Source organism: Calothrix sp. NIES-2098 (genome assembly GCF_963875125.1).
Lineage (GTDB): Bacteria > Cyanobacteriota > Cyanobacteriia > Cyanobacteriales > Nostocaceae > Aulosira.
Map to the genome: position 1 here is coordinate 4,115,752 of NZ_CAWNKJ010000001.1, position 13,335 is coordinate 4,129,086.

The 13,335-nt window shown below is 38.9% G+C and carries 9 protein-coding genes; 3 read left to right on the plus strand and 6 right to left on the minus strand.

Annotation, left to right across the window (positions count from 1 at the left end):
• Positions 1-681: 681 nt before the first annotated feature.
• A complete protein-coding gene (locus AACU33_RS17145) occupies positions 682-7,056 on the plus strand; it encodes an AAA family ATPase (protein WP_096589826.1) in 6,375 nt (2,124 codons plus the stop codon).
• Between the two features lie 34 nt (positions 7,057-7,090).
• Here AACU33_RS17145 and AACU33_RS17150 read toward each other — a convergent pair whose 3' ends face one another.
• Entirely contained in the window at positions 7,091-8,257 is a 1,167-nt protein-coding gene (locus AACU33_RS17150) for a response regulator (protein WP_096589827.1), read from the minus strand.
• A 709-nt stretch (positions 8,258-8,966) separates the two neighbouring features.
• Here AACU33_RS17150 and AACU33_RS17155 point away from each other — a divergent pair.
• Together AACU33_RS17155 and AACU33_RS17160 are read left to right on the plus strand one after the other, a co-directional pair.
• A complete protein-coding gene (locus AACU33_RS17155; RefSeq protein ID WP_096589828.1) occupies positions 8,967-9,974 on the plus strand; it encodes an RNA polymerase sigma factor in 1,008 nt (335 codons plus the stop codon).
• 337 nt (positions 9,975-10,311) lie between these two features.
• A complete protein-coding gene (locus AACU33_RS17160) occupies positions 10,312-11,412 on the plus strand; it encodes a polysaccharide deacetylase family protein (RefSeq protein WP_096589829.1) in 1,101 nt (366 codons plus the stop codon).
• 78 nt (positions 11,413-11,490) lie between these two features.
• Here the strand turns inward: AACU33_RS17160 and AACU33_RS17165 are convergent, their stop codons facing one another.
• The 5 genes from AACU33_RS17165 to AACU33_RS17185 form a co-directional block, all read right to left on the minus strand.
• The gene (locus tag AACU33_RS17165; protein ID WP_339376091.1) at positions 11,491-11,661 is read right to left on the minus strand and encodes a hypothetical protein; all 171 of its coding nucleotides are present in this window, start codon (positions 11,659-11,661) and stop codon (positions 11,491-11,493) included.
• Positions 11,662-11,812: 151 nt separating this feature from the next.
• Positions 11,813-12,160 carry a XisI protein gene (locus tag AACU33_RS17170; RefSeq protein ID WP_096589830.1) on the minus strand — a complete coding sequence of 116 codons (348 nt, stop codon included), beginning with the start codon at positions 12,158-12,160 and terminating at the stop codon, positions 11,813-11,815.
• Between the two features lie 104 nt (positions 12,161-12,264).
• Entirely contained in the window at positions 12,265-12,435 is a 171-nt protein-coding gene (locus AACU33_RS17175; RefSeq protein ID WP_339376092.1) for a hypothetical protein, read from the minus strand.
• Between the two features lie 7 nt (positions 12,436-12,442).
• Positions 12,443-12,823 (minus strand): clan AA aspartic protease, encoded by a 381-nt coding sequence (locus tag AACU33_RS17180; protein WP_096589831.1) that lies wholly within the window; start codon positions 12,821-12,823, stop codon positions 12,443-12,445.
• Positions 12,820-13,092, minus strand: a complete 273-nt coding sequence (locus tag AACU33_RS17185) for a hypothetical protein (protein ID WP_096595283.1) — start codon at positions 13,090-13,092, stop codon at positions 12,820-12,822. The genes AACU33_RS17180 and AACU33_RS17185 overlap by 4 nt, the downstream gene beginning before the upstream one ends.
• Positions 13,093-13,335: the final 243 nt, after the last annotated feature.

Here is a 13,335-nt window from a genome sequence, read left to right on the forward strand (position 1 = left end):
TTTAACTTATTCAAGTATCATAAATATTAGTGACTAATATTTATGATATTCAAATCCCTCATGAATATGACATTGATTGGGATTTTAGTTAAATTACTAAAAAAGCCGGAGATTCACATCCCCGGCTTAGGTTGATTTATTTAATTTTGGTTTTTTAAGTTTTAATTGTCATCCACAATTATATCTGCACAACAACTCGATATGTCAAGGCTGAATTCAGAAAAAAGTATAAAATATGCTTCAAGTGGTTAAGGCTAGTATTGAAAGACGCTGACGCTGATGGCGTTCCTAATTTTTGGGAAAAGGCAATTAATGGTGAATTGTTTCGCATCTAAGAAGAATTAGATGTGATATATGCTTCGAGGCGATCGCTAAATAGATGAAGATGAAAGTTTATAATACTCAGCGTGGCATACACTGGTAAATAATGAGTGTTAATTGCCTACAGATCTATTCTAGCGGCTTTCCTATGGTGATGTGGTGAAGCAATGGAGATATAGCGGATTGTCACCATGAGTAAAATTTTTTGCCTATACTGAGACAATAGATAACCTAGAGCGATAAAATATTGGTAACATTATAGACACATAGATTTACTTAGAAATAAATCTATATTTTGTAATCATAACTTGCTATAAACTTTATTTACTAAGCTTTTCAGGCTATTTTGTTACTCGCCAGATGATTTCACTGCCAGATGTCACAATTGTCAGCAAAATTTACGAAAGTGCTAATTCATTCGTATATCGAGGCATATTTAATACCAATCGGCAAACCGTAATTTTGAAACTCCTCAAGGAAGATTATCCTACGCCTGCCGAACTTTACCGCTATCAGCAGGAATATGAAATCACTCGTAGTCTTAACTTAGAAGGAATAATTAAAGCTTACGAGTTGAGAAAATACCAGAATACCCTCCTCATGTTATTGGAGGATTTTGGTGGAGAGTCTTTAAAAATTCTGTTGCAAAAAATTTCCTTTTCTGTGCCAGGGTTCCTTAACCTCGCCATCCAAATTACAGATATTTTAGGCAGAGTTCATCAACACAATATTATTCATAAAGATATCAATCCATCTAACATTGTCTTCAATCCTCAAACAGGACAATTAAAAATTATCGATTTTGGTTTATCTACTCTTTTATCCCAAGAAAATCTTGCCCTCCAAAGTCCGAATGTTCTAGAAGGGACATTAGCGTATATTTCTCCAGAACAAACAGGACGCATAAATCGTGCGCTTGATTACCGCACCGATTTTTATTCTCTTGGTGTCACTTTCTACGAATTGCTAACCAAACAACTTCCCTTTGGCTATGACGATGCACTTGAATTAGTCCATTGTCATGTTGCTAAACAACCCCTAAGTCCTCATGAAATCAACCCAGAAATTCCCATAAATCTCTCGGATATTATCATGAAGTTAATGGCGAAAATGCCCGAAGAAAGATATCAGAGTACTTGGGGAATTAAGGCAGATTTAAAAACTTGTTTGACTCAATATCAAAACGGTGCTATCCAAAGATTTACTTTAGGATGTCAAGATATTTCCCATCAATTGCAAATTCCGGAAAAACTTTACGGTAGAGAATCGCAAATTGAGAGTTTATTGACCGCTTTTGAGCGCACAAGTCTTGGTAAAACTGAACTCATGCTAATTTCTGGGTACTCTGGTATTGGGAAATCAGCTTTAGTCCACGAACTCTATAAGCTAATTACTGAAAAACGTGGATATTTTATTAGCGGAAAATTTGATCAACTTCACCGCGATATTCCCTATCAAGCTTTAGTCGCTGCCTTTCAAGAATTAGTGCGTCAATTACTTACTGAAAATGAATTGCAATTACAACAGTGGCGAGAGAAAATTTTAGCTGCATTGGGAGCTAACGGACAAATTATTATTGATGTTATTCCCGAAATTGAACTGATTATTGGTAAACAACCTGCTGTCCCAGAATTACCTTTTACAGAAGCACAAAATCGGTTTAATTTAGTTTTTCAAAACTTTATCCAAGTATTTTCTCAAAAAGAACATCCCCTAGTTATATTCCTAGACGATCTACAGTGGACAGACAGTGCTACATTGCAATTGCTCCAGTTGATAATGACCCATGCTAATACTCAATATCTGTTTTTAATTGGAGCTTATCGAGATAACGAAGTCAGTGCAACTCATCCCGCGATGCTGACTGTAGCAGAAATGAATAAGCAGGGGTTAGTTGTTAATCATCTCTCCCTTTCACCCCTAAATTTCAATCAAATTAATGAATTTATTGCAGATATACTGAAAACTAATTGTATCGATACACAAAAATTCGCTCATTTGCTTTGGGAGAAAACACAGGGTAATCCTTTTTTTATCAAAGAATTTATCAAGTCGCTTTATGCAGATAAATTGCTGAAATTTGATACTAATGCTGGCTCTTGGTCTTGGAATTTAGAACAAATTATCAATAGCAGCATAACGGATAATGTTGTTGAATTAATGACAGAAAAGATTCAACGATTATCAGAGTCAGCACAAAAAGTTTTACAATTAGCTGCTTGTATTGGTAACTCTTTTGATTTAAAAACCCTAGCAGTTATCAATGAAAAAACCCAAAAAGAAACGGCTAAAGAATTATGGAATGCTATGCAAGCCGGACTGATATTACCTATCGGCGACGACTACAAATTTATCCAAACAGACCGAGAATTGCATGAATTAAAAATTACTTATAAATTTGCTCACGATCGCATTCAGCAAGCTGCCTATTTCTTAATTCCTATCGAGGAAAAGCAAGCTGTTCACTGGAGAGTTGGACAACTGTTATTACAAAATACTCCGCCACAGTTACGACAACAAAAGATTTTTGATATTGTCAATCAACTAAACTTAGGTATTGAAACAGTTAACGTTCAAGAAGAACGAGATAAAATCGTCCAATTAAATCTGATTGCTGGGAAAAAAGCGAAAGCCTCAGCCGCCTGGAAAACTGCTGGTAATTACTTCAGAATAGGCAGAAATTGCTTAAGTGCTGATAGTTGGCAAAGTCAGTATGATTTAACTTTAGTATTATATGTGGAAGCTGCCGAGGTAGCAAGTTCCTGTGGCAACTTTGAGGAGATGGAGAAATTAGTTGGCATAGTGCTGCAAAAAGCTAATTCGTTACTAGATAAAGTAAAAGTTTATCAAGTCAAAATCCAAGCTTATACATCCCAAAACAATCCTATACAAGCAATTGATACCGCGCTATCAGTCTTAAAAATGTTGGGAATTCACTTTCCCGATAAACCTAATAAAATAGATATTTTACTCAAGCTTATAAAGACAAAGTTAAGTTTAACAGGCAAAGAAATTGAGGCATTAATCGAATTGCCAGAAATGACAGATCCTTACAAGTTAGCAGCAATGCGGATTTTGTCGGATGTGGTAGCACCTGCTTATTTTGCAATACCAGAACTCTTTGCTTTAATTGTGTTTGAACAGGTCAATTTATCTCTCAAATATGGGAATACAGCTACTTCTTGCTATGCTTATGCAACTTACGGATTAATTCTCTCTGGAGAAGTTGTCGGAGATATAGAATCAGGCTATCAATTCGGTCAACTTGCTCTGAAATTGCTGGATAAATTCAATGCCAAAGAACTTAAACCCAGAATATTTTTTGTCGTTAATTTCTTTATTAAGCATTGGAAAGAGCATATTAAAGAAACCTTAGCACCTTTGCGGGATGCTTATGTAATTGGATTGGAAACCGGGGATGTAGAATACGCTGCTTATGCGGCAACTTCATACACCCATCATGCATATATTCTGGGACAGGAATTAGCAAAATTGGAACCAGAAATGGCAAGGTATGCTAATGCTCTCAAACAGATGGGACAAGAAACAGGTTATTATTATATCCAAATCAATCGGCAGCTGATATTAAATTTAATGGGGCAGGCTGAAGATAATTGTCGTTTAATCGGTGAAAGCTATGACGAAGATAAAATGCTACCGATTCATCTGGAAGCAAATGCCCAAAATATTTGTCACTATCTGTATTTTTATAAAATATTTCTCGGCTATTTATTTCAAGATTATCAGCAAGCTCTGAAATATACTCGTTTAGTAGAAGAATCTCAAGATAGTGCTGTTGGTAGTATTCCCCTGGCGGATTTTTACATATCTCTAATTTACCTAGCTATCTATACTGATGCTTCTAAATCCGAACAAAAACGCATCCAAAAGCAGGTGAAAGCAAAGCTGAAAAATCTTAAAAAATGGGCGCATTTTGCACCGATGACTCATTTGCAAAAATTCTATCTAGTGCAGGCAGAATTGCATCGAGTTTTGGGCGAACATACTCAAGCGATTGATTGCTACGATCGCGCTATTACCTTAGCCAAAGAAAATGACTATCTCAATGAAGAAGCTTTGGCTAATGAACTGACTGCTAAATTTTACCTCAATTGGGGAAAAGCGCAAGTTGCCCAAGGTTATCTGATTAATGCTTATCACTGTTATCTGCGTTGGGGTGCGATCGCAAAAGTTAAGGATTTAGAACAGCAATATCCGCAACTTTTGCAGCGCTTTACCAAAACTAATACCTCTCTAGATTCACGCCACAGCATACCTAGTACTTCTGGTAGTACCGCCGGTGAAGTTCTGGATTTAGCAGCACTGATGAAAGCTGCTGTTGCAATTGCTAGTGAAATTGAACTAGATAAACTCCTCGCAACTTTAATGCGAATTCTGCTATCTAGCGCCGGCGCACAAACTGGCTATCTCATTTTAGAATCTTTGGGAGAATTACGAGTTGAAGCATCTGGTGAGGCGAACTCTGAGCAAATTCTCGTATTGCAATCGACTCCTATCGAAACTTGTCTACCTGCATCAATTATTTACTATGTTGCCAGAACTCAGGAAGGATTAATTGAAAGTAATGTTGCCCGTGAGGGTAGATTTACTCAGGATAAATATATTAAAAAATACCAACCGAAATCAATACTTTGTGCGCCACTGCTGAATCAAGGGCAATTGATTGGGATTGTCTACTTAGAGAATAATCTTGCAGATGATGTTTTTACACCCGATCGCCTGAAAGTAATACAAATGCTTTCGACACAAGCAGCGATCGCGCTGAACAATGCTAGACTTTATACTCAGGTGCAATCGACGCAAAATCGGCTAAATAAATTTCTCAACGCCATTCCTCTAGGTATATCCGTTCACGATGCCAAAGGACAACTGGTTTATGCTAATCAAGTGTCCCAGCAATTACTGAAGATTCAAGATTTAGTCAAAGCTGAAGCCGAACAACTTGCACAAGCCTATCGCATATATCGGGCGGAAACTGGACAGATGTATCCATTAGAACAGCTACCCATAGTGCGATCGCTGGGCGGTGAAAAAATCAGGGCGGATGATTTGGAACTACACTCAACTGAGGGGATTAAGCCCTTAGAAGTCACCAGCACGCCAATTTTTGATGAAACTGGTAATGTAGAATATGCGATCGCTACTGTTCAAGATATTAGCGATCGCAAACAAGCCGAGAAAACCCTGATTGAAAATGTGCGGTTAGAACAGGAAATTAGCGAACGCAAAAAAATAGAAGCAGAACTCGAACAAGCTAAAGATGCAGCCGAAACTGCTAACCGCGCTAAAAGCACATTCCTGGCTAACATGAGTCATGAATTGCGAACTCCCCTAAATGCGATTCTCGGCTTTTCTCAGCTGATGAACCAGGATGCAAATCTCTCTAGCGAACAAAAAGAAAACCTGGAAATTATTCATCGCAGTGGAGAACATTTGTTAACATTAATCAACCAAGTGCTTGACTTGTCGAAAGTTGAAGCCGGGCGCATGGCTTTATCCACAACTAACTTCGATTTATATTATTTGCTAGCCGATATCGAAGATATGTTTGCATTGAAAGCCAAAGATAAAAACTTACAGTTGCAATTTGACTGTGCCCTGAACGTTCCCCAATATATCTGCACAGATGAGATTAAATTGCGGCAAGTACTGATTAACTTAATCAGTAATGCCATCAAATTTACCTCTTTTGGCTGCGTGTCAGTTAAAGTGGCAATCAATGCAGATATGCAGACAGATGGGGGAGAAACAACTATTAGCTTTGAAGTCACAGATACAGGAGTTGGCATTGCAGCAGAAGAACTAGAGAATTTATTTCAGCCCTTCGTACAAACCTCATCGGGGCAGCAATTACAGCAAGGAACGGGATTAGGATTAACAATTAGTCGTGAATTTGTGCGCTTGATGGGAGGTGAAATTACTGTTATTAGTAGTCAAGCTTTTTGCTCCCCTACCTGTGAAACTCCCTCTGGCACGACTTTTAAATTTGACATACCAGTAGTTATTGCTGATGAATGCGAAATTGAGAATCCATTGAAAAGCGATCGCATTATTGCTTTAGCTCCTAACCAACCTCAATATCGCATCTTAGTAGTGGATGATAAAGATTATAACCGCCAACTATTAGTTAAACTCCTCAAACCCCTGGGTTTTGCGGTGCAAGCAGCTAATAATGGTGAAGATGCAATTAAAATTTGGGATGAGTACTCACCGCATCTAATTTGGATGGATATGCGAATGCCAATAATGGATGGTTATGAAGCCACCAAACGCATTAAAAGCACAACTAAAGGGCAAGCCACTGTAATTATTGCTTTGACTGCTAGTGCATGGGAAGAAGAAAAAACCGTAATTTTATCCGCTGGCTGCGATGATTTTGTTCGCAAACCTTTTTACACAGAAACCATATTTGAGATGATGGCTAAACATTTGGGAGTTCGTTATGTTTATCAAGAAAAAGAGCCACTGTCTCATCGTACTAATGTGACTGTAGAACCGTTAAATTTAACGGATTTATTCGCAGAAATGCCAAAATCATGGATTATAAATTTGCATGAAGCTGCCCTTGACGCAGATGCAGAATTAGTCTTGCAAATCCTAGAGTCAGTTCCTGAATCTCATGCTTTAGTTTGTCAGACTTGCAAAGATTGTGTGAAGAGATTTAAATTTGAAAAGATTTTGGATTTAACTGAACCATTGATTGGTGAACATTAACCAACAAGGATAAATAGATATTTTTTCACCCTAATTACCTCTGATAATTTAGTTGAGCATTCTTCCATATTCCCTCCTCTCCCAAATCCATATAATCTTTAACCTTGCGTATAGTCATCGAAAAGCCATCACCCAACTTCACCGCTATCAATTCATAGCATTTTTTTTGCAGGTTGGTTTCCCAAACAAATTCTTGCTCCAGGGATTCTCCTGTTTCAACTACCTGTACTAACTGCTGAAAAAATCCGGGAATGAGTTGGTTCAAGAGTTGTTTCTGCCCTAAATTATTAGTCAATTCTTCTCGTTTCCTACCCAAGATTTTAGCAAATACAGGATTAACTAATAAATAGCGAAAATCTTCAATTTCTCCAGTTACCATATCCCTCACCGCTTGCATAGCAGCAATTCCATCTCTGGAACTATTCAACAAACTGGCGAGAATGGCGCGAGATTGGTAGAGAATTTCTGCGGTTTGTTGATGTTTCTCAATTTCTTGTCGCAGCTGGGCTTTTTGCTGTTGCAAAGTTAGGTGAGTTTGAATGCGAGCGATGACTTCTTCGGTTTGAAATGGTTTGGTAATATAATCTACTCCCCCAACTTCAAAAGCTTTGACTTTATCAAAAACTTCGTTTAATGCACTGAGAAAAATAATCGGAATATCTGAAATTTCTTCCTCAGCTTTCAGAATTGAGCAGACTTGATAGCCATCGATATCTGGCATTTTGATATCAAGTAAAATTACATCCGGGGGATTGTTGCGGATAGTTCTTAATGCCATATTACCATTGGTTACACTGCGAACTTTGTACCCCTGTTTGGTTAAAATATCGTTTAAAAAATGCAGGTTTTCAATGAGGTCATCAACAATTAAAATATTGCCTTTGGGGTCTTCAGTTTGATAGGTGTCGCTTTTTTCGATTTCTTGAGAGACATTTTTGGCGGCGGCGCTTCGTTCTAAAAGTAAATAGCGAAAGTTGTTCTTAGTTACTTTTTCTTCGAGTAAGTCTGAAAGGCGTTTCCATAATAGGGAGGCTAAATCTTTAATATGCCCTACACTCATGTATAGGCTATCCGCAACAGCGCTGTATGTTTCGTTTTCCCAAGCAGCTTTGAGGATTCCTTTTTCTGGGACAGTCAGGTGTTTACCTGTTTTGGATTCTAGGGTCGAGTCTACCCATTCGATTGCTTCTTCAAGAGTCATGGGCGGTTAGATGTCATTATGCAGGGTTTTTGATGGAAGATAATTGTATTTTATTTTACTTTACATTAAGTGCTGCGATTCGCGATCGCTACTGCTTCCTTAAGTGTTACATTTTGTAGATATTGTCTATTCTTAAGGTTGTATGCTTACCGTATTTATTTCAAAACTTCAATAAAATTAATATACTTCTTGTTGGGAATTACCCTTGATAATTTGTATTGTAAATTACTAATAATAATCGCTTTACTTCCTCTTAGTATATTCTCTTGAGTCTTTTAGCTGTATCTATACTTAGATAAAAATATTTTAGACAAAATCCGACTCGCTCCGACCTGAATATCCGACTTTTCCGACTAGCACAGAGACGGAGAATAGTAGTAACTTTAAACACAAGCAGCAAATACTATACTAGCTAATGCTGAAAACTTTACCAAAATAATTTTTGGTTAAGTATTTTGCACATGCAACTAAGTACGGGAAAACGCTTAAAGGCTAGGGATAAGAGATTGCTCTTACCTTCTACTCTGACCATTTTTGGCACAATTTGCTAAATATATACCTTTATTGGTCTATTTACCCAAATAAAACTATAAATCTTCTAAATACAATGCTTCAGCCTAGCTGGGGTTAATATGCGAGTTGCTTTTAAACTCTAGGCGGCTGAAATCGAATTTCAATCAAATTGATTAGATTGTTGAGTTGTCACGTTATGGTAGTTTCTCCAGCAGTTTTCTCCTCATCAGAGCGTAGTAGTTCTGATGATGTAAGTATGACTTTTTGGCAGCAATGGCAACAGTATCGAGATTATCTTTATCATTGCTGCGTCAAGTGGATGGGTGGAAACCCAACGGATGCTGAAGACGCGCTCAGTCAGGCGATGCTGAAAGCTTGGCAGAAGGCGCAAAAGTATGCGGGGGAAATTGCTAATTTTAAGGCATGGCTGACAACACTGACTCATAATCTCTGTGTGGATATTCATCGAGAACGCAGTCGGGGGGCGAATCAGCTTGAGGATATAAAAGTTTACCCATCTGGTGAGGGGCAAGGACTGGTTTACTTTGAGGATACGCCAGAGAGTGCAATGGAGACTGACGAGAAAAGGATTGTGATTCGTCGTGCTATTGATAATTTACCGACAAGGCTGCGCGAGACGTTTATTCTGCACTTTTATCAAGAACTGTCACATCAAGAAATAGTAGAACAGCAGGGAATTTCTTACCAGAATGTCTGTAAGCGCATCTCCCAGGCGCGGGCTATTCTGCGTGAGGAGTTGAAGGAATATTTTATCGGAGAGGAGGGGACTGGTACAGATTTATCGGTTCCAGCGACTGCAACAGAGTCTGAAATAGGGGAAATCTTCCAGGAGAATGCGGGTGTTGAAGCGGGAGCAGGCGAGACGGTGACTTTATCCGTTGTAGTGGAGGAAGTGGAGATTGTTGTGGATGAGGAGTCGATTGAGGTAGTGCGTGATGTGCCGCACTCGGAATCGGTGAAGGTTGCGGCGACTTCTGAAAGGAAGTTAGAAGTAAGGAGTGATGGTTGTCGGTGGGTTGAGGTGGCGCTGTTTGAATTGCTGCTACCACCGATTTTGGCGTTGGCACAACTGGTGGGGAAAGGGTGGGGAGGAGTTTTGCGATCGTCCCGCTCTCCTCCTCGGTATCATTTTCCCTATTTTCAATCCTTGGTCAACTATCTAATAGATAGACCTCTTGCGTGAATCATGAAGCATATGCCAGTTCCTGGTTCAGCAAGCCAGTAATCAGGTTCAAGCTGCAAAGCCTGACGATAAAAAAGACTGGCTTCGTTAATCTGACTTCGTGATCCTAGAATATCGCTAAGTGTTTGTGCGACCAAGAGTAATCTGGGTTTAGGGACTTACAAATAAAAAAATATTCTATCGCGTTAATGGCAGGGGAGCAGGGAGCAGCGGGGGAAAGTCGTTTTGAAGAGGTGAAATTGGATACTTTATTTTTTGGAGATCCCTAACTCTAAAAGTTCAGAGATTGTCTTCAGCATTCGTCTTAAGGTATGAAGACGAGAATTAAGAATTGAACATGACCTTTCCTAATTTTAAAGAAAAAAGGGAAATAGTCGATTCGAGTTTAATCGTAAAAAAGATGGAGAAAAACACAATGAAAGTAGCACTAACATTTGATGATGGTCCTAATAATACGGAGAGTAGGACTAACGATGGTAAAAGAAATTGTGATGTTACAAATCACCTACTGGATGCGTTGAAACAAACAGGAGTAGTGGCGACCTTTTTTGTAGTGGGAAACAATGTAAAGAAATGCGGTGATTGTATATCAAAGATGATCAAGGAGGGACATTTAGTGGGAAATCATACTCGGTCTCACTGGTCGGGCAATGGAAATGGTATGTATTCTCATACTTCTCACGACGCTAGCGCAATACTAAGTGATATAGAAGGATGCAATAAAGATGTATATAAATTTGCCTTAGAAGGAGAATTGAAAAGGGAGTACACACCAAGATTTTTCCGCTGTCCGGAAGGAAAATACGGTAAGGAGATAGAAGAGGCATGTAAGAAAACAGGCATGGTCAATGTCGGAAAATACGATCTATTCGCAAAAGAACCTTATCACGTAGGATGGAGTAGTGATGATAATAGTTGGAAGTCGGAAATTACTGCTGAACAGATACAAAACTTGGTAACAGGCACTTTAAGGGATGCTGGTGACAAAGATCTGGTAATATTATCACACGATCATTATGCAAATCATAGTCAAGCATGGACAGCCGAATTCATCAGAAAAATCAAAAATGATTATAATATTCAGTTTGTCAGAATAGATGAATTAGTAGGTAAGAGAGACAATCTGGAAGCAGGTGAATATTTACTGCCAGGACAGGCAATCGAATCATTGGACGGAAAATACAGATTGGTATTTCAGCGCGACACAAATCTAGTTTTATACTTGGAGGGAGGTGCGAGCGCGAATGCAAAGTGGGCAACTGGCCAGATCGGAGGAGTTGGAGAAAAAGCGACTTTGACAGATCAGGGTGAAATCGAGATAAGTAATAAGAGTGGGCTTTTAAAGAAATTTTCCTTTCCTCATGAAGGAGGCGAATGGAAGGCAGGAAGTAGACTGGTAGTGGACAATAATGGAAAATTCAAATATCAGACATTATAGAAAACCACTCTTTTTTGTTGACATTTTAAGTTTCATAGCAGAGCAATTGCTTTTTAATTGAAAACGGCTTGGTGATTCTTATTTGTGAAAGGCGATCGCCCATCTTTCACCAAAGCGCGATCGCTTTTTGTGGAGAGACGGGCAATTATCGCTTTGGGAAATTTGGGAGGGAAATCGCCCATCTCTCATCAAAGCCATTAATACACGAGCGAGATCGCCCCAGCACACAAAACTATCGTGATCGCCCATCTTCCATCAAAGCCCTTAATACACCAGAGCGATCGTTCTAGCACACAAAACTATTGCTTACGCCCATTTTTCATCAAAGCCATTTTCACGCCTCGCGCGATCGCAACTTTCTCACCCAACAACTGCGATCGCCTCTTTCATACTTATGCTTTTAGCCCACTGCATAGTCACTCATCTCCCGAATGAAAGGAGGATGAAAACCTAGCACAATATCTTGTTTTGGTACGCCCAAAGCGACTAAATCTGTTGCGATATCATGCTCCGTTGAATTGTAAAAAATCCAGATTTTCTCATTACGGATATCAAGATGTATTACACAATCATGCACCCAGCGCTTATGCTGCCAACCTAGATGCACAATTTGATAGTGATTTCGCTGCGTATCAAAGATAGTTTCAACCTCAATTTCACCGTAAGCTGGCTTAACTTCTGCATAACCCATCAACAATTGCTGCACTATTTGCTGATAGTTAGTTAATTTATCCGTCACTCCTTCCATAGTGAAATTTGCTCCAATTCAATATTGTAAACAATTATTTTTACGGCATTTTCTTGCAGCATTGAGGCGGGAAAATCAAGTTGAAAGAAAACAGACGATTCAATCTAAAAGTGCAATTCCAACCTACCACACCAAGTAAAAGAGCGATCGCGTAGGTGTTGAAACCTAAGAGCAGGTAAAGCAACAGGCGTAAGCGGTGAGGAACGCCGCCTCCAACTAAAACAGTAGCAGGCTGTCATTGAGTCTGGTTCTGGGAGAATGCGATCTCTCCTCATATTGAATTTATGAAATCGAGGGTGGGATTTGTTCTAATGAAACTAAACCATTGTCTTCAAAATCAATCTCCAGATGATATCCTTCCATCAAAGCCGTTCCCAGTAAAGGTTTAAACCCAGATGCTAAAATAGGGACTACTTTTTCTCGATTGTCCCAAACAATTGTTGCTAAATGTATAGATAAAAACGCCTCCCTACCATCGGCTAATCTAGCAAGCGTAGTGGAATATAACGGCAGATTCATCGCACTGACTGCTTGTGGTGGTAAAGTAAGATGGTCGTTGAATCCAGTATCAATAATAAAATCAATAGAAAAATCTGGTTGTGTCGGTAAACGAAAAATTACTCGTACAATCGCTTTGCCGTCAATCAATCTCCCATCAATCATTTGACAGTACGCTCTATCGCTCCTCCAAAGCTGACAGCAACATCATAACCAATCCGCATTGTAAATAATCTGGCATTTGGTTTCTTTTGCTTTAACTTTAATGCTGTTTCTACACCAGTTTTATCAATTCCGTATTCGCCTGTTTCCGCATCAATTACTATCATCTTGCCAATGTTATCATCACACTCCACTTGCTGACGAATGCCATTTTCGTAAAAGTGTTTAGCTCTTTGGGCAACTTCTTCTACAGTCCAAAAAATAGCCTGCATGATAATTACACCTGCTTTGTGCTGTTTAATTATTTTAGCCGAGTCGGTAGGCAGCTTTTCTGTGAGCAAATAACGAATGGCACTAAGAAAAGCTATAAGCTATGCTGCATAAGTATTACAAGTATTAATGCGTTAATAGCAGTGGACGCTTGGCTGCGTAGGCGTAGCCAGCAGTAGGCATCGCTATTTTTTGTAAAAGAAATTCATGTTTATTTACTAGCTTACAATCTCCTTCGTAGCTTA

Coding starts and splice junctions, on each gene's coding strand:
- AACU33_RS17145 (WP_096589826.1), top strand. CDS start 682: ATGATTTCACTGCCAGATGTCACAATTGTCAGCAAAATTTACGAAAGT.
- AACU33_RS17150 (WP_096589827.1), bottom strand. CDS start 8,257: ATGACTCTTGAAGAAGCAATCGAATGGGTAGACTCGACCCTAGAATCC.
- AACU33_RS17155 (WP_096589828.1), top strand. CDS start 8,967: ATGGTAGTTTCTCCAGCAGTTTTCTCCTCATCAGAGCGTAGTAGTTCT.
- AACU33_RS17160 (WP_096589829.1), top strand. CDS start 10,312: ATGACCTTTCCTAATTTTAAAGAAAAAAGGGAAATAGTCGATTCGAGT.
- AACU33_RS17165 (WP_339376091.1), bottom strand. CDS start 11,661: ATGGGCGATCACGATAGTTTTGTGTGCTGGGGCGATCTCGCTCGTGTA.
- AACU33_RS17170 (WP_096589830.1), bottom strand. CDS start 12,160: ATGGAAGGAGTGACGGATAAATTAACTAACTATCAGCAAATAGTGCAG.
- AACU33_RS17175 (WP_339376092.1), bottom strand. CDS start 12,435: ATGAGGAGAGATCGCATTCTCCCAGAACCAGACTCAATGACAGCCTGC.
- AACU33_RS17180 (WP_096589831.1), bottom strand. CDS start 12,823: ATGATTGATGGGAGATTGATTGACGGCAAAGCGATTGTACGAGTAATT.
- AACU33_RS17185 (WP_096595283.1), bottom strand. CDS start 13,092: ATGCAGGCTATTTTTTGGACTGTAGAAGAAGTTGCCCAAAGAGCTAAA.